The 25245-nt window shown below is 64.6% G+C and carries 20 protein-coding genes; 6 read left to right on the top strand and 14 right to left on the bottom strand.

Annotation, left to right across the window (positions count from 1 at the left end; all coding sequences use genetic code 11):
• Window positions 1–247: 247 nt before the first annotated feature.
• On the top strand, window positions 248–1420 hold the full coding sequence (locus CGS25_RS04520; protein ID WP_089033555.1) for a hypothetical protein: 1173 nt from the start codon (window positions 248–250) through the stop codon (window positions 1418–1420).
• 4 nt (window positions 1421–1424) lie between these two features.
• On the top strand, window positions 1425–2339 hold the full coding sequence (gene lpxL, locus CGS25_RS04515) for an LpxL/LpxP family Kdo(2)-lipid IV(A) lauroyl/palmitoleoyl acyltransferase (RefSeq protein ID WP_101674714.1): 915 nt from the start codon (window positions 1425–1427) through the stop codon (window positions 2337–2339).
• On the opposite strand, the gene CGS25_RS04510 is transcribed toward lpxL, so the two are convergent.
• Entirely contained in the window at window positions 2333–3829 is a 1497-nt protein-coding gene (locus tag CGS25_RS04510) for a hypothetical protein (RefSeq protein WP_101674713.1), read from the bottom strand. The two genes, lpxL and CGS25_RS04510, sit on opposite strands and share 7 nt — an antisense overlap.
• A 187-nt stretch (window positions 3830–4016) precedes the next feature.
• Here CGS25_RS04510 and CGS25_RS04505 point away from each other — a divergent pair, with 187 nt between their 5' ends.
• The gene (locus tag CGS25_RS04505) at window positions 4017–5162 is read left to right on the top strand and encodes a polysaccharide pyruvyl transferase family protein (protein ID WP_101674712.1); all 1146 of its coding nucleotides are present in this window, start codon (window positions 4017–4019) and stop codon (window positions 5160–5162) included.
• Window positions 5163–5175: 13 nt separating this feature from the next.
• On the opposite strand, the gene CGS25_RS04500 is transcribed toward CGS25_RS04505, so the two are convergent.
• From CGS25_RS04500 to CGS25_RS04440, 13 genes are all read right to left on the bottom strand, one after another.
• Complete coding sequence (locus CGS25_RS04500; RefSeq protein WP_089033559.1) at window positions 5176–6210, bottom strand: polysialyltransferase family glycosyltransferase; 1035 nt, start codon at window positions 6208–6210, stop codon at window positions 5176–5178.
• 9 nt (window positions 6211–6219) lie between these two features.
• Window positions 6220–6915 carry an acylneuraminate cytidylyltransferase family protein gene (locus CGS25_RS04495; RefSeq protein WP_101674711.1) on the bottom strand — a complete coding sequence of 232 codons (696 nt, stop codon included), beginning with the start codon at window positions 6913–6915 and terminating at the stop codon, window positions 6220–6222.
• Window positions 6912–8048 carry a UDP-N-acetylglucosamine 2-epimerase gene (neuC, locus tag CGS25_RS04490; protein WP_101674710.1) on the bottom strand — a complete coding sequence of 379 codons (1137 nt, stop codon included), beginning with the start codon at window positions 8046–8048 and terminating at the stop codon, window positions 6912–6914. Before neuC ends, CGS25_RS04495 begins: the two co-directional genes overlap by 4 nt.
• Window positions 8045–9103 carry an N-acetylneuraminate synthase family protein gene (locus tag CGS25_RS04485; protein WP_101674709.1) on the bottom strand — a complete coding sequence of 353 codons (1059 nt, stop codon included), beginning with the start codon at window positions 9101–9103 and terminating at the stop codon, window positions 8045–8047. Before CGS25_RS04485 ends, neuC begins: the two co-directional genes overlap by 4 nt.
• Window positions 9104–9486: 383 nt before the next feature.
• Window positions 9487–10863: a lipopolysaccharide kinase InaA family protein gene (locus CGS25_RS04480; RefSeq protein WP_089033563.1), complete on the bottom strand. Its 1377-nt coding sequence runs from the start codon at window positions 10861–10863 to the stop codon at window positions 9487–9489.
• Window position 10864: 1 nt separating this feature from the next.
• Window positions 10865–11710 carry a lipopolysaccharide core heptose(I) kinase RfaP gene (gene rfaP, locus CGS25_RS04475; protein WP_089033564.1) on the bottom strand — a complete coding sequence of 282 codons (846 nt, stop codon included), beginning with the start codon at window positions 11708–11710 and terminating at the stop codon, window positions 10865–10867.
• Window positions 11707–12801: a glycosyltransferase family 4 protein gene (locus tag CGS25_RS04470; protein WP_089033565.1), complete on the bottom strand. Its 1095-nt coding sequence runs from the start codon at window positions 12799–12801 to the stop codon at window positions 11707–11709. The genes rfaP and CGS25_RS04470 overlap by 4 nt, the downstream gene beginning before the upstream one ends.
• On the bottom strand, window positions 12798–13829 hold the full coding sequence (gene waaC / locus CGS25_RS04465) for a lipopolysaccharide heptosyltransferase I (protein WP_089033566.1): 1032 nt from the start codon (window positions 13827–13829) through the stop codon (window positions 12798–12800). The genes CGS25_RS04470 and waaC overlap by 4 nt, the downstream gene beginning before the upstream one ends.
• A 7-nt stretch (window positions 13830–13836) precedes the next feature.
• Complete coding sequence (locus CGS25_RS04460; protein ID WP_089033567.1) at window positions 13837–14604, bottom strand: lipopolysaccharide kinase InaA family protein; 768 nt, start codon at window positions 14602–14604, stop codon at window positions 13837–13839.
• Complete coding sequence (gene waaF, locus CGS25_RS04455; protein WP_089033568.1) at window positions 14605–15663, bottom strand: lipopolysaccharide heptosyltransferase II; 1059 nt, start codon at window positions 15661–15663, stop codon at window positions 14605–14607.
• A 36-nt stretch (window positions 15664–15699) separates the two neighbouring features.
• Complete coding sequence (locus CGS25_RS04450) at window positions 15700–16623, bottom strand: branched-chain amino acid transaminase (protein WP_089033569.1); 924 nt, start codon at window positions 16621–16623, stop codon at window positions 15700–15702.
• Between the two features lie 106 nt (window positions 16624–16729).
• A complete protein-coding gene (glnE, locus tag CGS25_RS04445) occupies window positions 16730–19600 on the bottom strand; it encodes a bifunctional [glutamate--ammonia ligase]-adenylyl-L-tyrosine phosphorylase/[glutamate--ammonia-ligase] adenylyltransferase (protein WP_101674708.1) in 2871 nt (956 codons plus the stop codon).
• A 215-nt stretch (window positions 19601–19815) separates the two neighbouring features.
• Complete coding sequence (locus CGS25_RS04440) at window positions 19816–21594, bottom strand: GspE/PulE family protein (protein WP_089034612.1); 1779 nt, start codon at window positions 21592–21594, stop codon at window positions 19816–19818.
• 158 nt (window positions 21595–21752) lie between these two features.
• Here CGS25_RS04440 and CGS25_RS04435 point away from each other — a divergent pair, with 158 nt between their 5' ends.
• The 3 genes from CGS25_RS04435 (at window position 21753) to argA (ending at window position 25237) form a co-directional block, all read left to right on the top strand.
• Window positions 21753–22433 carry a TIGR00153 family protein gene (locus CGS25_RS04435; RefSeq protein ID WP_089033571.1) on the top strand — a complete coding sequence of 227 codons (681 nt, stop codon included), beginning with the start codon at window positions 21753–21755 and terminating at the stop codon, window positions 22431–22433.
• A 33-nt stretch (window positions 22434–22466) separates the two neighbouring features.
• Window positions 22467–23735 (top strand): inorganic phosphate transporter, encoded by a 1269-nt coding sequence (locus tag CGS25_RS04430; protein WP_089033572.1) that lies wholly within the window; start codon window positions 22467–22469, stop codon window positions 23733–23735.
• Window positions 23736–23899: 164 nt separating this feature from the next.
• Entirely contained in the window at window positions 23900–25237 is a 1338-nt protein-coding gene (argA, locus tag CGS25_RS04425; protein ID WP_089033573.1) for an amino-acid N-acetyltransferase, read from the top strand.
• The last annotated feature ends 8 nt before the right edge of the window (window positions 25238–25245 follow it).

Raw genomic sequence — 25245 nt, 5'->3', positions numbered from 1 at the left:
ATCAGGGTGTCCAAAGGCCCGGCTTCCAAAGGGTCGGCTTTCAAACGGTCGGCTTTCAAAAGGTAGATAATGGCGCGCAGTGTAGCATAGCGAACGAGCCGGCAAGGCGGCGCGGCAGTGGATGCGAGCCGCCGGGCTGAGTACACTTTGCCGCTCGCCACCGGCATCGCCGGGCGGCGCCATCGCCCGCGACAATCAAGTGCAATTACCAAGTGCAAATCATGTGCAACTACAGGAATCGGCTGATATGACGGCATTGCGCCACAACGTGCTACAGGGGAGGTGGCTAAGACTGTGGCTGACGGTTTCGTTCGCGGTCATGTTCACCAGCGCCTTTCTGTTTCACTCCCGCGTTGCCATGCTCAATGTGGTGGATGTGCTGTTTTTTCTGCCCGCCCTGACCCTGCTCACCCGCGCTCTGGTGAGCGGCGACAAGCGGCTTTTGCTGGACCCCTGGCTGATTCCACTCTATGCCTTTCTCGGCTGGACCCTGCTGACCATGGCCTGGGCGGCGGACGCCAACAGCTCGCGCACGGTGCGCGCGGTGGTGCAGATCATTATTCTGGTCGGCACCCTGCGCTGGGTGCATGTGTATTACCGGCACACCCTTAAGCAAGCGCTCGCCAATGGCGCCATGACCTCGATGGTGATGCTGGCGGTGATCATGGTCAGCTATTACACCATTCAGCCGCTCTCCAGCCCACTGTTCAGTGAGCCCGCCAGCCTGATTTTCAATTTGCCCCAGCCCGGGCCGCTGCTCTCCACCATGGCGCTGGTGGCGCCGTCGTTCATTCTGCTGGCCCAGGCCCTGGATGAAGGCTTCAGCCCCAAGGGCGCGCGCCGCGGCACTGGCGCCCTGGTCGGCTTCACGTTCCTGCTGCTGGTGCACTGGCAAACCGGCGCCATGCTGCTGATCATGGCCCTGGGCTGGGTGCTGCTGCGCTACCGCCAGCGTTTGCTGGCCGCCCTGGCCGGCGCGGTGGCGCTGTACATGGCGCTGGACTTCGACGTATTGCGCCAGGCATCCATGTATTTCAGCCACCCGATCATCGGCAACGGGCTGAGCCAGGAAACCGGTGATTCCCTGATGGTGCAGTTGCAAAACGGCCTGCGGGTGATCCCCCACCCGGACAACGTGCTGCTGGCGGTGGTGCACAGCACTGGCTTGATCGGCCTGGTTCTGTTCGTGGCGAGCTGGGCGGTGCCCGCCTGGAAGCTCCCCGACAGCGATCAGAACCACCGCGAGGGCGCCGTGTTTCTGGTCAGCCTGCTGCCCGGCTTGCTCGCCATGCTCAGCGATGGCGCCTACCTTCTGGTGCCGTTCCACCCCAGTTGGATGAGCCTGTGGCTGCCGCTGGCGTTGATGCTCGCCTGCCTGAGCACCCGTGAAACGGTGCGCCCCCGGGCCGTGGTGCACTGACGCCGTGGGTCAACGCAAAAAACGCCCCACCGACCCTCGCGATCCGCGCCTGTGGCCGACCCGCCTGGGGCTGGCGCTGTTCTGGCTGATCGGCCAGTTGCCGTGGGACCTGCTACTGGGTATCGGCCGCTGCGTGGGGCGAATCGCCTGGCGCCTGGGCGGGTCGCGGCGGCGCGTCACGCTGACCAATCTGCGCCTGTGCTTCCCGGAGCTCAGCGAGAGCGAGCGCGAGGCGATGGCCCGGCGGGTATTTCTGAGCACCGGCGAAGCAATCCTGGAGATGGCCGGCAGCTTCCACAACCGCCGCGTGGATCTGGACAAACGCCTGCACGTAAAAGGCATGGAACACCTCGAAGCAGCCCGCGCCCGGGGCCAGGGTGTGCTGCTGCTGGGCATGCACTTCAACAGCATCGATGTGGGCAGCCGCCTGCTTGGCAAGATCTTCGAGTTCAGCGTGGTCTACCGGCCCAACGATAACCCCTTGCTGGATCGCCTGATCACCGAGGGCCGCGGCAGTTGGGTCAAGCACTCGGTGGATCGCCGCGACCTGCGCCAGACCGTGCGTCTTCTGCGCAAAGGCGAGGTGGTCTGGTACGCCCCGGATCAGGACTACGGCACCGAGCACGCCGTGTTCGTGCCGTTTTTCGGCGTGCCCGCCGCCACCATCACCTCGACCAGCCGGATCGCCAAAATGGGCAAAGCGGCGGTGATCCCTTGCGCCCATTACCGGCTGCCCGGCGGCCGCTACGAAATCGAGTTCGGCCCGGCGCTGGAGGACTTTCCCTGCGGCGACGACGAAACCGACACCCTCGCCATCAACCAAACCATCGAACGCTATGTGCGCAAGCACCCGGACCAGTACTTGTGGGTGCACAAGCGCTTCAAACACCAGCCCGAGGGGCGGCGCTCGCCCTACTGAGCCGCTGGCTGGCTATTGACGGCCAGTTTTTCGAACACCAGCACCACCTCCGAGCCTTCACTGTCGAAGCGCTCCAGAAGCTGGTACTCATTGTCCAGCCGTTGCCGGGTTTTCGCTTCGTCGGCGCGGCGCACCGCCAGCACCTGCCAGTCGCTGTGGACCTCTTGCGGCGCCAGGATCTTGTTCGAGGAGCCCCGGAAATAGGGCCGGCCGGAGTAGAAGTTCACTTGGCCATTGTTAATGTAGACCCGATCGTCGGCGGGCAGATGCTCGCCGGCCCAGGTGCCGGCCTCGCGGATCGCCAGTTTCTCCGGCCCGCGGGTGGCGATCGCCGCCGACAAGCCGTGCAGCACGATCAGAAACACCAGCAGCGCCCACAGCCCGCGATGAGCGGTACGCTCGCGCAACCGCACCAGCCCGAGATACAAAAACGGCATCAGGAACAGCATCAGCGGCACCAGGTAGCGTGATGACGCGTAGTAGTTGCGCAACAGAAACACCGTCACCAGCAGCAACCAGGTCCATGCCAGCCAGCGGTATACGCGCAACGCCGGCCCGCCATCAATGGCGCCGTGACGGCGCTCCAGCGCATAAGGCAGCAGCAGGCCGAACAAAAAGTGAATCAGTTTCGTCGGGATCAGCACCAGCAACCCGACCGCCAGGATGGCGGCGCCGTAGTCCCGGGAAAACCGGTTCAGAACCGCATCGGCCAGGGCGTCACCGGATTGGCGAAAGCCGTCGTAGATCACCAGCGGGTTGACCGTGTTCCAATAATCCCAGAGCCGGTGGCTGAAGCGCCCGCCCTCGATCACCAACAGCCCCAGCAGCAGCACGCCGGCGACCAGCGGCAACGCGAACAGGCGAATGCGCTCGCGCCAGCCGTAGCCACGCTCGAACAGCGAAAGCAGAAACAGCGGCGCGGCGATCACCGCCACTTCCAGGCGAAACAGCGCGCCCACCAGCACCGTCACGGAGAACGCCAGCGCCCAGCGCCAGGCGTGGCCAGCGGAATAGCGCAGGTAGACCCACACCGACAGCAACATGAAGAACCAGGCCGGCCAGTCGCGCAGCACATCCGGGCGATATTGATCGGTGGCCGGCAGGCTCAGCGCCAGCAACACCGCCCACCAGATATTGCCGGTGGGCACCGCCCGGTGCATCAGCACTACCAGCATCCAGGTGGTGAGCGCCGCGAACAGCAGGCTGGTGCCATAGGCGATGTGAATCAGCGGCAGCGGCAACAGCGCCTTCAAGGCGGCCAGCAGTGCCGGGAAGAACGGCCAGTCGAACAGCGCCAGGGCACTGTCCAGCCGGCCGTCGCCAATCAGTCGCGCCAGATGGATGTACATCATGCCGTCGCGGTTGAGAATCGGCGAATAGTGCATCGACACCAGCGAAAGAACCACGCTGGCGGCCATGGTCAGCACCAGGGGGAGCCGATAGTCCCAGGCCGTGACGCCTTGATCCCGCCGGAGCGGCCCTTGTGTCATAGATTTACCCGCTGGTCATCCATTAGAATATAGCAACATTCGATAACCAAACCACGTCGCCCGCTCACCGGCCGGCCCTGGTGAAGCCTCGAATTTCATCACACTGTAAACGGCCAGGCAGGACCGCCGGGGCGGAGTTCAAAAAAAACACGGAGGAGAAACGACTTTTTACCCGGGGGAACGCCCTATGTTGAGCGGCAGCAAGTTTAAAATTCTGCATGTAGCGTCCTTTATCGGCAATATTGGCGACAACGCCAGCCACTGCGGCCTCTATTCGATTCTGCACAGCGTTCTCGGTGACAACGCCAGCATAGAGCAACAGGAAATCAGAAAGTTCTACAAAAATTACCACGATGCGGACAAGCTCGCGTTCGATCTGGACTTCGTCGACCACGCCAACCGTTTCGACCTGCTGATTATCGGCGGCGGCGGTTTTCTCGATTACTGGGTGCCCGACAGCGCCACCGGCACCACCATCGACATCGACCAGCGCGCCCTGGATGCCCTGACCGTGCCCATGCTGATCACCAGCATCGGCTGCTTTCCGCACAAAGAGGTGCCAGCGGGCAATCTGCAACGCCTGGAAGCGTTCCTCGACCAGGTTCGTGAGCGTGACAATACGCGCATCGCGTTCCGCAACGACGGCTCGGTCGCCAACCTGCACCGCGAGTTCCGCGGCAAGTACCAGGGCGCCTTTGGCGAGGTGCTGGACAGCGGCTTTTTCTTTGAGCCGGAGATCCAGGCCCCGATGATGCCGGTGCCCAGCTACGTGGCCATCAATGTTTCCGACGACCAACTCGACATGCTCAGCCAGCAGCATGGCCCCATCGACAAACACGCCTACTATCAGGAGCTTTCCCTCCTGATCGAGCATTTCTCGCACCACCAGAATAAGCATGTGGTGCTGGTGCCGCACATCCACGGCGACCTGAAGGCCATTTTCTCGCTGCTCGAAGGGCAGAACGATTTTCTGAAACGCAAGAAAATCTCGGTGGCGCCTTGCATTCAGGATGTGGCCGGCGCCAATCTGGTGTTTTCCGTGTATCAGCACAGCGAACTGGTGATCGGCAGCCGCTTTCACGCCAACGTTTGCAGCCTCGCCCTGAACGCCAACACCATCGGCATGGCGGTGCTTGACCGCGTCTCGCACCTGTATCAATCCCTGGACATGGCCGACAGCGTGGTGCAACCCACCCCGGGCTTCGCCGACCGCGTGATCGGCAAGGCCAGCGATTACGAAAGGGGCAACCTTCGTATCAACGAGAACGAAATCGCCCAACAGAAAAACCGCACCACCGAATTTTATCAAGAGTTCTTCGCGCGCATCGCTTGACCAATGTCGCGGTTTACAGCAACTCCACGCCGACGCCGTTCATATAGGCGCCCAGGCTCGCCCGGCTGGGCAGGTCGACTTTATCCAAAGCAAACGAGAGCGCGCGGATGTCCTCGCCAAACAGCACCTTGGTGGTTACCAGCGCGGTGCTGTAGCAGGAGATCACCACCTCCGGTCGCAGCTCACAAAGCACCACCTCCACCGCGCCCTGTTGTTGCAATATCGAGTACTGGTCCTGGTAGAAATCCAGGTGCTCGCCGCTGCGCGGGTGCTTGCTGTAGTAGACCTGTTGATAGCCGTGCTCGCTGAGCCATTGCGCCACCTGGTCCGAGGCGGCCTTCTCTTGCCCGGCGCTGAGCCGGTTATGCATCACCAGCGGCTGCCCGATGATCAGAGCGCAGCGTTGCCTGGGCGCGCCCTCGGAGGCCGCTTGCAGATATTCCCGCGCGCCGCTCAGTTCACGGGTCTTCTCCAGCGGGTACGGCGTGGGCATACCCTGAAAGGTGTAGACCGTGCTCACCTTCGGGTCCAGACCGCCGATCAGGTCACCTTTCGGGGTGTAGTAGCGCAGCGCCGGGAACAGCAGGTGCACCGGATGCCAGCGCCGGCGGAAAAAGCGCCAGCGGTACTTCAAAGTCAAAGGCGTGATTTCCACGCTCACCAAACCGTGGGGAATCAAACAGATTTCCACGCGGGCGTGGGGAAACGCCCTCTCCAGAAAGCGGATCGCGTAATTGGAGCGTGACGTTGAAGTGCGCGGCAGATGCAGCTTAATGGCCGAGGGCACTTCGCCGCCATCGCCCACCGCGTGCGCCAGCGCTTCCAGGTTCTCGACGATGCGCGCTTTCTCGCGCCGCTTGCCGCTTTGCTTGGCGTCGTCGAAACGCAGCACCGAGCGGAAAGTGCGCTCACGGATGATCTGTGGCGCCCGCCGGCCCTGATGCACGAGAAGATTGTCACTGCCGTGCTCGTAGGTGCCGGCGATGATCTCCGAGGAGAGCACCTCAAGTTCGGTCTTGGTGAAGTAGACCGCCACCGTGCGAGTCATGGGCGCTCCTCAGGCCAGCCCGAGACGGGCGGCCAGCCGCTCGGCCTGCTCCCAGTCTTCCGGGGTGTCGATGTCCAGGTTGACCGGGCCGTCCATCACATAGGGGGTCGCTTCCGGGGTGTTAAAACTGCGCGCTTGCAACAGGTACGGCACCCGGGCGATGTACAAGGCGCCGTTATGCTCGAACGCGGCGGGCATATCCTGGCGCCGCAATTGGGTACCCGAGTTGTCGAAAAACGGCACCAGTTTGCCGCCTTCCACTTTGTACATGAACATCGGATGTTTCTTGAGACGGGCCACCGAGACGGTCAACGAAGCGCCCTCGCGAACGGTCTGTTCCAGGGCGTCGTCGATGTCGGCGGCGGTACGAAACGGCGAGGTCGGTTGCAGCAGCAACAGATAATCGTAGGGCTGATCCAGCGCCTGCAGAGCGTGCAGAATCACCTCCATGCTGCCGGTGTCATCCGCCGCCAGCGCCTCGGGCCGGGTGAACGGTACTTCCGCCCCGTAGCGGCGCGCCACCTCGAGGATGTCGCCGGCGTCGCTGGACACCACCAACCGGTCCACGTATCGCGACGCGCGGGCCGCCTCGATGGACCAGGCGATCAGCGGCTTGCCGGCGAGGGGTTTGATGTTCTTGCCGGGAATCCCCTTGGAGCCGCCACGGGCGGTGATCAGCGCCAATACGCTTTTGCCTTCGATCATGGAAACACCAGATCCTTGAAATGCTTCTGATTGGGCGTCGCCCAGAAGGCATCGTCGCGCAGCGTGTCCATGAACTTGCCGGCACTGCCGCCTTCGCCGTAATGGTAGAGTGGCGCATGGCGCTCGGCGGCCAGCGTCTCGGTGATCGCCGCGATGATGTCTTGGTGATCGAAGCCGACGTTGCGAATGCCCTCATGGACCATTCTGTTGTGCTGGCGCTTGCCCACGTTGATGGTGGGGACCGCGTAGATGGGCGCTTCGTGAATGCCGGCACTGGAGTTGCCGATGATAAAATCGGCGTGCTTGAGCAGGGTCAGAAAATATTCAAACCGCAACGACGGGAACAGACGGAAACGCGGGTGCTCCGCGATCTTCTCATAGGCTTCGAAGATGGCCTCGCAGCCCTGATCGTTATTCGGATAAATCACCACGTAATGACGGCCGCTGTCGATCAGCGCGTCGACATAACGGCGAGCGCTTTGTTTGCGCTCCACCTCGTCTTCGGTGGTCACCGGATGGAGCATGCAAATGGCGTAATCCTGGAACGGAATCTCATAGCGCTGGCGCGCCTGTTCCAGGCTCGGCAGCGCGTCGGAGAGCATCACGTCCACGTCCGGCGAACCGATCAGGAAGATGTTGTTCTCATCTTCACCGAGTTGAATCAAGCGGCGGCGGGCGGTTTCGCTGGCAACGAAATGCAAGTGCGACATCTTGGTGATGGCGTGGCGCATCAGTTCGTCGATGGTGCCGGAGACCTCGCCACCTTCCACATGGGCCACCAGGATATTGCGCAGGGCGCCCACCGTGGCCCCGGCCAGCGCCTCAACCCGGTCACCGTGCACCACGATCAGATCGTAATGGTGTTCCTGCAGGTAACGGCTCAACCCGGTGATGGTGTTGGCCAGCACCACCTCCATGGCGTCGCCCTCACTCTGGTTCATGTAGGTGAACACGTTGGTGAAGCCGGATTTGCCGATCTCATTCACGGTGAGTCCGTACTTGGACATCATGTGCATGCCGGTGGCGAAGATGCCGTACTCGAATCGCTCGGCGTCCTCGACCGAGCTGATCAGCGATTTCAGCTTACCGAAATCGGCGCGCGTGCCGGTCAGAAAAAGAATCCGCTTTTTCATTCCGACACGTCGCCCCAGCCAAGCTGCTCGTCGGCGTGGATCGCGCGGGCGGCGGTTTTGCCAAGCAAATCCTCGTAATGCTCGGAGAGAATTTCACCGGTGCCGGGGCGCTTCACCCAGAGGTTGTCCTTGGTGAAGGGTTCGCCGGCGGCGATGGCCTTGATGGTCACCACGCTGGCGAAGGCGAAATCGCTGGTGACCCGCTCTTCGGCGGCGGCTTCTTTCTTACCGCCGCGCATCCGCCAGATCAGCTCGGAGCCTTCCAGCAGTTCGCGGGTGGCGGTCTCGTCCATGGAGTTGACGATGTCCGGGCCCGGCCGCGACATGGTGTCGGTGAAGTGACGCTCCAGAATCGAGGCGCCCAGCGCCACCGCCGCGAAGCAGGCGTGGTTGGAGATGGTGTGATCGGACAACCCGATCACCACACCCGGAAATTCACGGCCCAGTTCGCTCATCGCGCCCAGACGCACCAGGTGCGCCGGCGTCGGGTACAGGTTGGTGGTGTGCAGCAACCCATAGGGAACCCCTGCCTCATCGAAAATCCTCGTCGCTTTGCGGATGCTCTCGATGTTGTTCATGCCGGTGCTGAGGATGACCGGCTTGCCAAACCCGGCGATGTGTTTCAACAACGGGTAGTTGTTGCACTCGCCGGAGCCGATCTTGTAGGCCGGTACGTTCATTCTTTCCAGGCGGTCGGCGGCGGCGCGGGAAAACGGCGTACTGATGAAAATAATGCCCTTGGACTCAACGTAGTTCTTGAGCTCCGTTTCCTGCTCTTCGTCCAGGCTGCAGCGGTCCATGATCTCGTAGATCGACACCGAAGCGTTGCCCGGGATCACTTTTTTGGCGGCGCCGGACATCTCATCGGCGACCACATGGGTCTGATGTTTGATCATCTCCACGCCAGCCCGTTGCGCGGCATCGACCATCGCCTTGGCGGTCTCCAGGCTGCCTTCGTGATTGATGCCGATCTCGGCGATCACCAGGGGCTTGTGGTCCGGGCCGATGGCCCGGCCGGCGATGCTAAAACTGGCGTTTTGGGTAGCGTTTTCCATGCTGAGCCTTTGCGCGAACGTGGTTACGGAAAGCGGCGCGGGATTCAACCGTGGCGCTCATCTTCGGGCCTGCCGGCCCCCATTGTACAGGCAGGAAGCGCGCAGGCGGGAGTGACCTAGGGCCTGTTCACACTCATTATGATGGCCGCGCCGGAGGTCGTTTTCGCGCAAACCAAGGCGCGGTGAGCGTGGTGTGGGCCGCCACACAAGCGAACCGCAACGCGGGATTGCGCGAAAACGGCCCCGGCCCTTCGGGTTGCGCCCCAAAGCGGGCCAGGCGGTGTTGCTCGTCGGTCATTTAGCATACTAACCCTCTCTCCTCGCGCCTTGCCTGGCCCGCTTTGGGGCAGCAACGCGACCATCATAATGAGTGTGAACAGGCCCTAAGCCTCCTTCGTGAAATTGCGCCGCCAGCGGGCGCGGTCCCGCTCCACCAGCGTTTCCACCTCGCCGGCGGGCAGTTCCAGTCGCATGGCGTCCAGATCCAGCACACACAGCCGCTGCGCCACCCACAAAAAGTTGGTGGCCTTGAGATCGCCGTGATTGAAATTCAGGACCTTCATCAAATCAAACACCCGCTCCATTTGCTGCTGGGCGGCGGTCAGGTCGGGGCCGGCGGGCAACTCCGCCAGGGACGGACCGGCCACATACTGACAAACGAAATAGGCGGTATCGAGCACACCGAACGGACGCCGCTCGGCATAGCCCACCGGCGCTGGCGTCGCCAGGCCGATCAGCTCCAGCCAGCGCGCGTTGCGCCACGAGCGCGACGCGCGGCTGGGCTTGAATTGCTTGCGCAGCCGGTGGCCCGGGCTCTTGGTGTTGTAGCGTTTGATCACCCAATCGTGGCCACGCCACCGCACCCGGCTGACGGTGCTGCTGTTGCCAGGCTTGAGGGTTTCACCTTCGGCCATTTGCCGATCAATGCCGGCGGCCATCAGCGCCTGGAAGTCCTCCTCCAGAGAGCGGCTGGCCATGCCGGCCAGCCCGGCCGCGCGCACCACCGCGTAATCGCTGCACTCGCGGTGGATCTTTTTCAAGGCGTGCCGATAGCGCCGCGTCCGGGCCCGGGCCAACGCCGCCGCTAACGCGTCCAGAGTGGGCGCGTCGGGGCCGTAGGCGTGGCGAATGGCATTCAGGTCAAGGCAATCCAGCGGATAGAACTGGGCCAGCAGCGCGGCCAGATTGTCGCGTTTGGCCGCCGCCGAAAGCCGCCTGCGGATCAACACGCTGCCGGCGTCGACCAGATACAGGCACGAACCGTCGATCAGAAAATTGCCCAGGTGGGCGTCACTTTGCACACAGCCCTGGCGGTGCAATTCGGCGACGAAGGCGACCAACCGCGTCACCACCGATTCGCCCTGGCCGCGCGGGTAGGCATGCGCATACACCGCCAACGCGCTCTCGCCGGGCAGACATTGCAACGTCAGCACCCGGCCCTGCTCGGTGCCACCGCTGTCACCGAGCAAGCGCGGCGCCGGTACCGCCAGCGCCTCCAGCCGCGCCAGCCGCGCCGCTTCCCGGGCGGCCTCCCGACGCGCCTTGCGATCGGCAAAGAACAGCTTGGCGATCACCGGCTCGCCGGCCAGCCGCGCGCGCGCGGTGAGCCGCCGGCCCGGCAGCAGCCGCAGTGTGCGCTCCAGAATCAGATCGCCGAAGACGGTGGCGAGGCGGGCCGGCAACCGTGGCTCGCGGCCGGCGGCGGCCAGTTCGCGCAGGGAAGTGAGGGGCTCGTCGGCTCCGGCGCTCGGCACGGCCATCTCAGATGTCCTTGCCCGGATGTTCGCTGAACGGCAGCGGAAACGCCGGCTCCTTCTCAAAGTAGCGGCGATAGATTTTCTCGCCTTCCTCGCGGCTGGCCTGCAGCAGGCGGTGTTTGTCGGCCAGCGCCCGGCGCAGCGGCATGTTGGTGTAGGCGCGCACGAAGCGCAGCAGATCGCGGTGCGTCAGGTCCAGGCGGGCGGTGGAAAAATACAGCCCACCGATGTCCTTGACGCGCCAACGGCGCGGCACGCGCCCGCGCACCTGGGAGCGATGCAGGTCAATCAGATGCAGCGCCGCGCGGCTGTCTTCCCGTTCTACCGCCGCCCGGGAAATCAGGAAGTGACCCAGATAGAAGTCGCGGTGGTTGACGCCCACGTCGTGCATTGCCTTGGCGATCTCTCCGACGCGCCGGATCAGCGCCCATTTGAACCTCGGGGCGCCGGGTTCCAGCCGCCAGCGCTCGCCCAGCTCTTCCAGGCTGAGCGTGTTGACCAGCTCATCGGTGACCAGAAACGATTCGCGGCGCGCCGGATTCAGGCCACGCTGGCCATAGCCGGCGATGGCCAGGGTATGGATGCCGGCGCCGGCCACTTTGCGAATCGCGCGCACCTCCGACAGGGCGCCCAGAATCGGCCACTTGCCCTGGCTCAGATTCTTGACGATCTCGCCCCAGCCGATGCCACCGTGGTATTTCAGAAAGTAGCGCTGTTCGTTGATTTCGAATTGCAGGGTGCGGCGCCCTTCCCGGGCCCGGTAGATCACGCCATCCTGGTGCGCGGCCCGTTCGAAAGGGTCCTCGTCATGCCAGGCACGGGCCAGGTCGTCGCGCATAAACAACGTCATCGGCGCTCCTGGCGAGGGGTCTGTTCGATGGCATCCACGGCATGCTCCACAAGATCGTAAATGTCGGCGCCGGCGGCGAACGCCCGCGAGCGCTCACGCCAGCGCTCGCGGGGAGGCTCCAGCAGCGCACCGGCGGCCTGCACCAGTTGCTCGTCGGACGGCTCGGCCAGCACCTGGCCCAGCTCGCCCTCGCCGATGTAGGGCGCGTAGCCGCACGCTTCGGTGGTCAGCACCGGCAGGCCGGCGATCGCCGCTTCCAGCAGCACCGTGCCGGTATTCTCGGCGTAGGCGGGGTGCAGCAGCAAATCGGCGCTCCACAGCCACTCCGGCACGTTATCCTGGCCGCCCATGAAGTGCACCCGCCCGGCCACACCCAGTTTGCGGGCCAGCCGCCGATAGGGGGTGGCGCGATCCTCGCCGACCACGTACAGCCGCGCCGGCGCGGGCAGGCCGGCCAGGGTGCGGATCGCCCGGTCCAGCCCCTTGGTGCGGAATCCGGAACCGACGAACAACAGCATCGGCGAATGCTCTTCCAGGCCCAGGCTGGTGCGCAGCATCGCCCGGTGACGCAGCACGTCTTCCGGCTGGGCACGGTCGCGGCGAATGCCCGGCGGCAGGTCCACGAAACGGGCATCGGCGGTGCCGTAATGGCGCTGATAGAGCGCCCGCTGCGGCGGCGAGATAGAGAGTATTCGCGCCGCGCCGCGCGCCTCGAACACCGCCCGCTCGAACGCCAGCTTGCTGCGGTAGCGCGGCAGCCAGCGGCGCGGGCCATGGTAGCGCGCCGCCAGGCAGCCGTCGGCGGCGTAGTACCAATCCAGCCCCGGCATCTTGTTGAAACCCACCACGCTGTCGAAACCGGCCAGGCGCGGCGCCAACGCGGCGGCGAAGCCGGCGTCGCGGGCATGGTTACTGCGTGCGTCCACCGGCAGCGTCACCACCTTCGGGCCCTTCGGCGTGGCGCCCTGCCATTGGCGGGTATAAACGGTGACCTGATGGCCGCGCGCCAGCGCGGCGCCGGCGATCGCCAGCATGTCGCGCTGCAGGCCGCCGTAGGGGAAGTATTCAAACAACGCGAAGGCCAGCTTCATGCGCCCGCCACCTCGATCAGCCGTTGCCACACCCGGTGCGGTTTAAGACTGCTGAAGCACGGCGGCTCGACGCCCCGCCCCAGGCTGCCCCGGTAGGTGCATTTCTCTTGCAGGCAGGGCGCGCAGGGAAATTCGGCGGCGAACGAATGCGCGCGCGGGCCCCACACACCGGTCAGGCGCGGGTCGGTGGGCCCGTACAACGCCAACCCCGGCAAGCCGGCGGCAGCGGCCAGGTGCGCCAGGCCGGTGTCCACCGCCAGGAAAGCGTCCCAGCGCATCAAGCGATCAGTGAGCTCGGTGAGCGTCAGCCGGGGCAACACGGTCACCGCCGGCAAGCCCCGGGCGATGCGTTCGGCGCGCACCCGTTCCTGCTCGTTGCCCCATGGCAAATGCACCCGGTGGCCGGCCTGTTCGGCTTGCTCGGCAAGGGCGCGCCAGAACGCTTCCGGGTAATGTTTGGTGGGCCAGGTGGTGCCGTGAAAGAACACCAGATCGGCGCTGCCGTCGAGCAGAGAGTGGGGGTCCCGGGTCCGTACCAGACCATAATCCGGATCGTCTTCCGGGGCGGCGTAACCCAGCGCCTGGGCAAACAGTTGACGCACCCGGCTGACCGCATGGCCGCCACGTGGCACCGCCAGCGGATGATCCAGCACCCGGGCGGAGAGCGGCTCGCGGGCGGAGGTCTTGTCCAATCCGAACTTGGGGCCGCGCGCCAGGCGGGTCAGGAAAGCGCTCTTGATCAGCCCCTGGGCGTCGATGACGGCGTCGTAGTGGTGCTCGCGCAGCGCGTTTTTGAACCGGCCCCACTCGCCGCTGCGCCGCGCGCGCAACGGATGGCGACGCCAGCGCCGCAGCGCGCAGGGCAGCACCCGCTCCACCGCCGGGTGGCGGCCGGCCAGGTCCGCGAATGCTTCTTCCACCACCCAGTCCACGCGCAGGCCCGGCAGCGCCCGGGCCGCGTCGGTGAGTGCCGGCAGGGTGTGGATGACATCCCCCATCGATGAGGTCTTGATCACAAGAACGCGCATTCGGGTCCTATCGTTGCGGACGTTTGGCGGCCAGCCGCCGCGCCAGCTCACGGCCCTTGGCGTGCAAGCGAGGCGTGCCCAGATAGTGGCGCAGGAACCGCAGCCCATCCCGCTCCCGCACGCCGTCGCCGCGCCTCGCCAGACTCTCCAGGTCGCGGAACAGGTGCTGCCGCCTGAACACCCGGTGGGTCTTTTCCAGATCGATGAAGCGTACATCATAGCAGCCCAGAGCGGCACGCCAGGCAACAAAAACATGCTTCGGATAGAGATTGCGGTGAACGTAGCCGCGCTCATGCATAAAACGCACGGTGCTCGCCACGTCCTCGATCAGGCGCCAACGACGCGCCACCGGCAGGGCGGCGAGCTCGATCCGGTCAAGGCTGTCGAAACCATCCAGACCCAGGCTTACCATCACCGTCAGGGTGTCGCCGGCGGCGTCGCGCAGGGTGTCGAAAAACACCGGCGGCGCCACCGGAATGCCCTGCGCCAGACAGCGGCGCAGGGCGCGGAATTCCGCGTGCAGTGTCGGCTCGCCCCACAGCGGATGGCGCGGCGTGCGGTGGTGTTGATTACGCTGGCACTTCACATAGAGGTTGTGGGTGCGGCCCTCGCCATCCGGCAATTGCACCCGGTAGACCGCCAGTTCCCCGCCGTAGCGAACATTGGGCTCGTCCACCGGCTCGCCTTTGTCGCCCTGCCACCAGGCCCGCAGGGTATCCAGGCCGAGCGTGCGCAGCACCGCGCGCCATTCCGGGTCGAGATAGGCGCGCGCCATTCAGAACGCCACGCCGGGCAATTGCTTGAGCGCCGCGATCACCCGGGCGGGCTCCAGCTGACGCAAGCAGTTGAGGTGGCCGAGCGGGCACTCACGCTGGAAACAGGGGCTGCAATCAAGGTCCAGGCGCACCACCGCCACCGCCTCACCCAACGGCGGCGTGAACCCCGGTGAGGTGGAGCCGTACACCGCCACCAGCGGCCGCCCCAGGGCGGCGGCGATGTGCATCAATCCGGAATCGTTGCTGACCACCGCGTCGCAGGCGGACAACAGGTCCACCGCTTGCTCCAGGCTGGTGACACCGGCCAACAGCGCAACCGCGTCCTGGTGCTCGGCCGGCAGCGCGTCACGGATCGATTCCGCCACCGGGCGGTCCTTGCCGGAGCCGAACAGCCACACCTGGCCGCCATTGGCGATCCAGTGCCGGGCGACCTCCGCGTAATGGTATTCCGGCCAGCGCTTGGAGGGCCCGAATTCGGCGCCGGGGCACAGGCCCAGCACCGGCCGCTGGCGATTCAGGCCGTGCGTGGCCAGGGTCGCGGCGACCTGCTCCGGGTCCACTTTCAAGCTCGGCGCGGCGATCTCCTCCAGCGCCGGCACCGCCGCCTCGGCGGGCAGAGCCAGCGCCACGAAGCGCTGCACCATCAACGGGTAACGGGTTTTGTCCAGTACGCGCACATCGTTGAGCAGGCCGTAACGCATTTCACCGCGCCAGCCGGTGCGCACCGGCACCCTGGCGAACCAGGGTATCAGGGCGGATTTCAAGGAGTTGGGCAGCACATAGGCGTGGTCGTAATCGCCGCGCAGGGCACGGCCTTCGGCACGGCGGCGACGCAGCTTCAATTCACCATGGCCGAACGGCAGTTCCAGCGGCGCGCGCACTTCCGGCATGCGTGACAGCAACGGCCGGCACCAGGCTGGCGCCAGCACGTCGATGACGCAGTCCTGGCGCCGCTTGAGCTCGGCGAACAGGGTCTGCGCCATCACCATGTCGCCGACCCAGGAAGGGCCGACCACCAGAATGCGTGTCACTGTTCTGGCCGTGCGACGATCAGACATCCGGCAAAATCCGTTTCAGCGTCCGGCGGGCAACCCTCAAGAAACGAAGGTCAGCCAGTCCTGGTATTCGTCCAGCTTGCCGCGCACCAGATCGAAATACACCGCCTGAAGTTGCTCGGTGACCGGGCCGCGTTTGCCCTCGCCAATCACCCGGCCGTCCAGTTCCCGAATCGGCGTGACTTCGGCGGCGGTGCCGGTGAAGAACGCTTCGTCGGCGATGTAGACCTCGTCACGGGTGAGCCGCTTTTCGCGCACCTTGTAACCGCGCTCCTCGGCCAGCTGCATGATGGTGCGGCGGGTAATGCCGTCCAGGCAGGAGGTCAGTTCCGGGGTATAGATAACGCCGTCGCGCACCAGGAAGATGTTTTCCCCGGAGCCTTCCGCCACGTAGCCTTCGTTGTCCAGCAGCAGCGCTTCGTCGGCGCCGCCGCTGACCGCCTCGCCCAACGCCAGCATGGAGTTCATGTAGCTGCCGGAGGCCTTCGCCTTGCACATGTTGATGTTCACGTGGTGGCGGGTATAACTGGAGGTGCGCACCTTGATGCCCAGCTCCAGCGCTTCCGGCGACATGTACGAGGGCCATTCCCAGGCGGCCACCACCACGTGCACCTGCAGGTTGTGGGCGCGCAGGCCCATGCCTTCACTGCCGTAGAACACCAGCGGGCGCAGATAAGCGTGCGGCAATTCGTTCTCACGGATGGTCGCGATCTGCGCCTGGTTAAGCTGGTCCGCGGTGAACGGAATCTTCATGTTCAGAATGTGGGCGCTGTTGAACAGCCGCTTGGTGTGCTCCTGCAACCGGAAGATGGCCGGGCCGCGCTCGGTTTCGTAGGCGCGCACGCCCTCGAACACGCCCATCCCGTAATGCAGGGAATGGGTCAGCGCATGCACCTTGGCTTCCCGCCAGGGCACCATTTCACCGTCCAACCAGATAACACCGTCTCGATCAGCCATGGACATGGCGGTACTCTCCTAAACCTGTAATCCTCAAATCCCAAAAAAATCAGGCCCGAATCAGGCGGCACGCCCGGGACGCACCGGCGGGCGAGCACACCCGGCGGCGCCGTCAGGCGTCCGGCAGACCAAACCATTGTTTCCAGATCGCTCGCACGCCTTCACGCAAATCGCGGAATTCCGTGTCGTCGACAATGGATTTCACTTTGCGCAGCGAGGCGCGATGAGCCGCGGACCGGTAGGCCAGGTAGGCTTCCCGAAGCAGACCGGCGTCCTGCGCCGGCATCAGTTCCAGGGCGGCGAGGGTTTCGAGCAGCCGCACATTATCGGTGAACCGGGTCAGTTCGCCGTGGGAAGAGGCCCATCTGAGTACGCCATATTGCACCATAAATTCGATATCGACGATACCTCCCGGGTCCTGCTTGAGGTGGAATTGCCCCTCTTTATGGGAAGACAGGTGATCGACCATCTTCTCGCGCATCGCCAACACGTCGTGCCGCAGCGCCTCCTGGTCCCGTTTTTTGCACAGTACCTCATGGCGAATCGCGTCGAACGCCTGGCGCGCCCGGTTGCAACCGGCCACCACGCGGGCGCGCACCAGCGCCTGATGTTCCCAGGTCCAGGCGTCATGGAGCTGGTATTTGTGGAACGCCTCCATCGACGACACCAACAGCCCGGAGCTGCCGCTGGGCCGCAGCCGGGTGTCCACCTCGTAGAGCTGGCCGCTCATCGTGCGGGTAGCGAGAATGTGCACAATGCGCTGGCCGAGACGGGCGTAGAACTGTTCGTTGGAGACGCTCTTCTCGCCGTCGGTCATACCGCCGGCGGCGGCATCGTGCAGGAACACCAGATCCAGGTCGGAGTTGTGGCCCAGTTCGATGCCGCCCAGCTTGCCGTAGCCCACCACCACGAAATCCGGGCTGCAGGGCTGGCCATCGTCGCGCACCGGCCGGCCATGGCGCTCCACCAGCGGCTCCCAGGCCAGCATCACCACCTGGTTGAGAACGCTCTCCGCCAGCCAGGTGAGGTAATCGCTGACTTTCATCAGCGGCAGCACTTCGGTGACCTCGGAGGCGGACACGCGCAGCAGGTGAGCCTGTTTGAAATTGCGCAGCACTTCCATCTGCTGCTCAAGATCGTCTTCCGGCACGCGCAGCAATTGCTGGCGCAGCTCGTCATCCAGTTCCGTGCGCGCCGGCGGCGAATACAGGGTGCTCACGTCGAGCAGCTCGTCGAGCAGCACCGGGTGGCGGGCCAGCCGCTCGGCGATCCAGGGGCTGGCGCCGGACAGCTTGACCAGCTGGGCGAGCGCCCCGGGGTTCTCCACCAGCAGGGCAATGTAGGCGCTGCGGCGCACCACCGCTTCGATAAAGGCGATCAGCCGCGCGGCGGTGACCGCGCCATGGCCCTGGTAACCGAGTGCCTCGATCAGCAGCGGCATCAAACGGTCAAGCCGTTCGCGACCGATGCGCTGCATGTTCTGCACCGACCGTGACTCGCGCAACTGCACCAGCAAGGCGAGCACCTGATCGGCGTCCTGCACGCCAATCGCCTGCAAATGGGCCAGCGCGTCGGCGTCGTCCACTTCGCCGAGCCACAGATCAAGCAACTCGCGGTCGGCTTCGTTGACCTCCGCTTCCTGTTGCGGATCAGCGATCACCTGACTGAAGTGAAAACGCACCTGCTCGCGGTGGCGGCGCAGCGCACGCTCAAACGCGGCGCGGGCGGAGAAGCCCATCGCGTAGGTCAGGCGCTGCCAGCCCAGCTCGTCGTCGGGCAGCCGCTGGGTCTGTTTGTCGGCAAGGGCCTGCAGGCGGTGCTCCACGTCACGCAGAAACACGTAAGCGCCGCGCAGCTCATCGATCACGTCGTCAGGCAGCAGGCCTTCCTCGCCCAGCAGCGGCAGCACCTGGATCAGGTTGGGCTGACGCAGGCTGGGCAACTGGCCGCCACGGATCAACTGGAATGCCTGAACGATAAACTCGACCTCGCGAATGCCGCCGGCGCCCAGTTTGACGTCCGCCTGGATGCCCTTGCGGTTCACCTCGCGCTCGATCAGCCCTTTCATTTCGCGCAGCGATTCGAACGCGCCGTAATCGATATAGCGGCGGTAAACGAACGGATTGAGCCGCTCGATCAGGCGCGTGCCCGCCTCCAGATCGCCAGCCACCGGGCGCATCTTGATCAGCGCGTAGCGTTCCCATTCCCGGCCCTGGGTTTCGTAGTAGCTCTCCATGGCGTCGAAGCCCACCGCCAGGGCGCCGCTCTTGCCCCAGGGGCGCAGTCGCATGTCGGTGCGAAACACAAAGCCGTCGGCGGTGTTCTGATCCAGTGCTTTGATCAGTTGCTGGCCCAGGCGCAGAAAGAACTGGTGGTGGGTGAGGCTGCGGCGGCCGCCTTCGATTTCGCCTTCGTGCTCGTAGGCGAAAATCAGGTCGATGTCGGAAGACAGATTCAACTCGCGGGCGCCCAGCTTGCCCATCGCCAGCACCACCAGCTTGACCGGATAACCGTGCTCGTCCACCGGCGTGCCGTTGCGCTCGCAGGCCCACTCGTGGAGCCGCTCCAAGGCGGTGGAAATCAGCGTGTCGGCCAGCAAGGACAGATCCGCGACCAGCGCGTGGTAATCGTCCAGGCGCGCCAGATCACGCCAGATCAACCGCACCATGTGGCGGTGGCGCAATCGGCGCAGCACCGATTTGAGGCTGTCTTCGTCGTCGCAGGCGATCACCTGGCGGCGCACATCGCCGGCCAGGGTGCCCGGGTCGAGGCGCTGTTTGAGTGGGCTTGCCGCCAGCCACTCACCGAGCCCGGCGTCGCGGATGAACTGCTCCGCCACGTAATCGGAGCCCGCCCAGACCCTGGACAGGTCGGCGAACAAAGCGTCGGGGAGTGTGTGGCCCGCCTCCTGGAAGCGCTGCCAATGCCGGGTTACCAGCACGGAGAGCTCATCGGGCAAGCCGGAATAGTCCGGTTCAGTCATGGTCGGCTATTGTCCACGGCCTGAGGGGGAAAGGCCACTGGGAAGTTGCCGCGGGAACAGGAAACAGGATGAAGAGGACAGCACAGGCCCTGCCGTCGGCGAAGCCGTGCTCCGGCGAGGGGCACGCTTCAAGCCTCATGCTTCAAGCCTCAAGCGCAAGGCTGTATCCATGAGCTCGGTAGCCTGAAGCTTGAGGCTTGTAGCTTGCCGCCGCCTCACAGCAACACATCCTGGCTGGGGGTGACGCGCATGACTTCCTCGATGGTGGTGAGGCCCCGCGCCACTTTTTGCGCGCCGCTGATGCGCAACGGCTTCATGCCGTTCTTGAGCGCCTGGCGGGTCAGCGTTTCCAGGTCCGCGTTGCGGCTGATCACACCTTTCAGCGCACTGTTCAGCGGCAACGTTTCGTACACCCCCATGCGCCCCAGATAGCCGGTGCCGCGACACTCCAGGCAGCCCACCGGGCGGCACAGGGTGTCCGGCGCGGCGATTTTGAAAGGCCGGGTCAGCTCCTGCCAGGCCGCCGCGTCGGTGGCGGTGCTCTCCTTGCAATGGGGGCACAGGGTGCGCACCAACCGCTGCGCCATCACCCCCAACACGGTGGCGGTGATCAAATAGGGCGGCACGCCCAGATCCACCAGCCGGGTGATCGAGGACGGCGCGTCATTGGTGTGCAGGGTGGACAGCACCAGATGGCCGGTGAGCGCCGCCTGGATCGCCATGTCGGCGGTGGCCAGGTCACGAATCTCACCGATCATGATGATGTCCGGGTCCTGGCGCAGCATCGCCTTGACGCCCTGGGAAAAGCTCACGTCGATGTTGGCCTGCACTTGCATCTGGTTAAAGCTCGGCTCCACCATCTCGATGGGGTCTTCGATGGTGCAGACATTGACCTCGCTGGTGGCCAGTTGCTTGAGGGTGGAATAGAGAGTGGTGGTCTTGCCTGAGCCGGTCGGGCCGGTGACGAACACAATGCCATGGGTGTGACCGGTCATCGCCGCCCAGGCGTCGCGGTCTTCACGGCTGAAGCCCAGCTGCGAGAAGCTGCGCACCAGAACGTCTGGATCGAACACCCGCATCACCATCTTTTCGCCGAAGGCGGTGGGCAAGGTGGAGAGCCGCAGCTCCACTTCCTCGCCGTCCGGCGATTTGGTTTTCAGACGGCCGTCCTGGGGTTTGCGTTTCTCGGCCACATTCAGCCGCGAAAGAATTTTCAAGCGGCTGGTGACCGCCGCCATAATGGTGGCGGGCAGTTCGTAGACATCGTGCAGCACGCCATCGATGCGAAAGCGCATGCGCCCGGTATCCCGGCGCGGTTCCAGATGGATGTCGCTGGCGCGCTGGGAAAAGGCGTATTGAAGAATCCAGTCGACGATATTAACGATGTGCTGGTCGTCGGCGTCCGGGTGGCCCTGGCCCACCTCCAGCAGTTGCTCGAAATTGGTGATTCCGGACAGCTCCTGGCCACCGGCGCGGGCGGCGCCGGCAATCGAGCGGCTCAGGTTATAGAACTCGATGCGATAGCGGCGCAGTTGCTCCGGGTTGGCGAACACCACCTGCAGCTCACGCTCGCCCAGCACCTGGTGCAGATGCTCGCGCCACTCCAGCTTGAACGGTTGATCGCAGGCCACCCGCACCCGCTCGCGGCCGGCTTCCACGGCGACAATGCCGTGGCGCTCGGCGAACGCGTAACTCATTACCCGGGTGACCGCGTCCACATCCACCTTGAGCGGGTCGATGTGAAACAGTGGCAAGCCGCCTTTTTCCGCCAGCCAGCGGGTCAGGAACTCCACATCCAACAACCGCTGCGGCTCGCTGCGATCCTCGAGCCGGTATTTGGCGACCACTTCGATCGGGTGCCAGTTAAGCTCTTTCTTGTCCCTCGGGGTGGTGGCGATGACATTGAAGTCCTCGCGGCTGACACGCTGCTCCTCAAGCAGCTCACGCATCACCCAGCGGACATCGACGTCCTGGCCTTGCAGATGGCGCGGCATATTGGTGGCCGTCACGGTGTTCCCCTCGTTACCGTTATTGTGTTCCCGGGTCATGGTAGCGCGCCGCGCGCCCACCACGAATACCGGCGTAGGCATGACCGCGCTCGTGATCTATACTCGCGCCCCAATACGCGATACGTCCGTGACAGGGTAGCCCTATGTCCTTCGGCAGTTCCATAGCCGGCCTATTCGGCCGGTCCCCGATCAAGCCTTTGCAGCAGCACTACGACACCGTGCACGAGTGCGCTCTTGGCCTGGGCGATTTTTTCGCCGCGGTCAGTGCCGAGGACTGGGAGGCCGCCAAGCAGGCGCGCCGGCGCATCGCCGACTTGGAAAACCAGGCTGATGAGTTGAAAAAGGAATTCCGGCTCAACCTGCCCAAGAGCCTGTTCCTGCCGGTACCGCGTTCCGATCTTCTGGAACTGGTCAGCGTGCAGGACAAAGTGGCCAACAAGGCCAAGGACATCGCCGGCTTGATGTTGGGGCGGCAGATGACCATTCCCGCGCCGCTGGCGGCGTCAATGGCGGATTATCTGCAGGGCGCCATCGACACCTCGGCCCAGGCCCGCAAGGCCATCGCCGAACTCGACGAACTGGTGGAAACCGGCTTCAGCGGACGGGAAATCAAACTGGTGGAAGACCTGATCGAGGATCTTGACCAGCTTGAGCGCGCCAACGACGACCAACAGATTCTGATCCGCGCGCAGCTGTTCAAACTGGAAGCGGGCCTGCCACCGGTGGACGTCATCTTCCTGTACAAAATCATCGACTGGGTCGGTGACCTGGCCGACCGCGCCCAGAAAGTGGGCGGCCGTCTTCAACTCTTGCTCGCGCGCTAGCGAGCTGTCTGCCAGCCATAGCCGAGGTTCCCTATGGAGTGGATGCTCGAACACAGCACCCTGATGCTGATCATTGCCGGCGCGTTCGGCTTTCTGATGGCCTGGGGCGTGGGCGCCAACGACGTCGCCAATGCCATGGGCACCTCGGTGGGTGCCGGGGCATTGACGGTAAAAAAGGCGATCCTGATCGCCATCGTGTTTGAATTCTGTGGGGCGTACTTTGCCGGTGGCGAGGTCACCGAAACCGTCCGCAAGGGCATCATCGAATCCGGCGCCTTCGACGCCACGCCCCATTATCTGGTGTACGGGATGATGGCCGCGCTGCTGTCCGCCGGCATCTGGCTGGTGGCGGCCTCCTGGTTCGGCTGGCCGGTGTCCACCACCCACTCCATTGTCGGCGCCATTGTCGGCTTCGCCGCCGTCGGCGTTGGCCCGGACGCGGTGCAATGGGGGGAAGTGGGCTCGATCGTCGCCAGTTGGGTAACCTCGCCATTGCTGGCCGGGTTTATCTCGTTCGCATTGATCAAGAGCGTGCAACGGCTGGTGCTCAACCAGGACGACCCGTTCGCCCAGGCGAAGAAGGTGGTGCCGTTTTATATGTTCCTGGTCGGCTTCGTGATCTCCATGGTGACACTGGTCAAAGGGCTCAAGCACCTGGGTCTGCATCTGAGCTTCGCGCAAAGCGCCGGTCTGGCGGTGATCGGCGGGCTGCTGGTGTCGGTGCTTGGCCTGATCATTCTCCGCCGCATTAAACCCGACCCGGAAGCCGACAAGGACTTCCGCTTCAGTTCGGTGGAGCGGGTGTTCGCGGTGCTGATGATCTTCACCGCCTGCGCCATGGCCTTCGCCCACGGTTCCAACGACGTGGCCAATGCGGTCGGCCCGCTGGCGGCGATCAACAGCATCATCGTCAACCAGGGCGTGATCGGCTCGGAAGCGGTGCTGCCAGGCTGGATTCTGCTGCTCGGCGCCATGGGCATCGTGTTCGGCCTGGCGATTCTGGGCGCCCGGGTGATGGCCACGGTGGGCACCAAGATCACCGCCCTCACCCCCAGCCGCGGCTTCGCCGCCGAACTGGGCGCCGCCACCACCGTGGTGCTGGCCTCCGGCACCGGCCTGCCGATTTCCACCACCCACACCCTGGTGGGCGCGGTGCTCGGCGTCGGCATGGCCCGCGGCATCGGCTCGCTCAACCTGCGCGTGATCGGCACCATCTTTACGTCCTGGATCGTCACCCTCCCCGCCGGCGCGCTGCTTTCGATTTTGTTCTTCTATTTCTTTAAGGGGTTGTTTGGAGCTTGAGGCCGGACGCTAGACGCCGGACGCTGGACGCTTAACCCGTTACTGAAGTCCATGGAGTGCTTTCTGCGGCCATGCAGGAAACACTCATGCCTTTCCGGGTCCGGGTTAAGCGTCCGGCGTCCGGCGTCTGGCGTCCGGCGCAGCCCGCTGGCTATACTCCCCCCATGCCCACCAACACCGAGAAACCCGTGTCCAACAGCAACGATCAGGTCGCCTGGTTCCGCAATTCCTCGCCGTACATCAACGCCCATCGCGGTCGCACTTTCGTGGTGATGCTCGGCGGTGAGGTGTTGGACACGCCGCGTTTGCCGGCGCTGGTGCACGATCTGGCGTTGCTGAACGCGCTGGGGGTGCGGCTGGTGCTGGTGCATGGCGCCCGGCCTCAGATCACCCAGCGGCTCGACGCCGCCGGGGTGGAAACCCGCTTCGAGCATTACACCCGGATCACCGACGAGCGTGCCCTGGAAGCAGTCACCGCCGCGGTGGGGGCATTGCGTTTGAAGCTGGAAGGGCTGTTCTCCATGGGGCTGGCCAACTCACCGATGCACAACGCCGCGATCCAGTTGATCAGCGGCAACTTCGTGATCGCCAAGCCGATGGGCGTGCGCAATGGCTTCGACTACCAACACACCGGTGAAGTGCGCCGCATTGAGGTGATGCCGATTCGCCGTCAGGTGGACGCCGGCAATGTGGTGCTGCTGTCGCCGTTGGGCAGCTCGCCCACCGGCGAGCTGTTCAATCTGAACGCCGAGGAAGTGGCGTCCACCGCGGCCATCGCCCTGGGCGCGGATAAGCTGATCCTGCTCGGCGATGGCATCCGCGTCACCGACGCCGAGAACCGCCTGCTGCGCGAGCTTTCTCCACAGGAAGCCGGCCGTCTGCTCTCCGAGGACCGCTTCGGCGAGGGCCCGCTGGAGCGCCAGCTCACCGCCGCCTGCCACGCCGCCAGCAACGGCGTGGCCCGTGCCCACCTGCTCAACGCCGAGGAAGACGGAGCCCTGCTCAAAGAGCTGTTCACCCGCGACGGCTGCGGCACCATGGTCACCCGGGAAACCTACGAAACCCTGCGCGGCGCCCGCATCGACGACGTCGGCGGCATTCTCGAACTGCTTAGCCCGCTGGAGGCCAACGGCACCCTGGTGCGCCGCTCCCGGGAACTGCTCGAGAACGAAATCCAGCGCTTCGTGATCATCGAACGCGACGGCATGGTGATCGCCTGTGCCGCGCTGTATCCGTTTGCCGAGGACAAGACCGGCGAGCTGGCCTGTGTGGTGGTGCACCCCGGCTATCGCAACGGCGAACGCGGCCTGCAAATGCTGCGTCATCTGGAGAGACGCGCCCGCGAACAGGGGCTCTCCCGCCTGTTCGTGCTCACCACCCACACCGCCCACTGGTTCCAGGAGAACGGCTTCCAGGCCGCCGACATCAAGGCCCTGCCCGCTCAGCGTCAGCAGCTTTATAACTGGCAGCGCAATTCCAAGGTGTTCTTGAAAGCGTTGTAACGGGCAGG

This window comes from Alloalcanivorax mobilis, assembly GCF_002864685.1.
GTDB lineage: Bacteria > Pseudomonadota > Gammaproteobacteria > Pseudomonadales > Alcanivoracaceae > Alloalcanivorax > Alloalcanivorax mobilis.
This window is presented reverse-complemented; position numbering and strand designations above follow the sequence as displayed.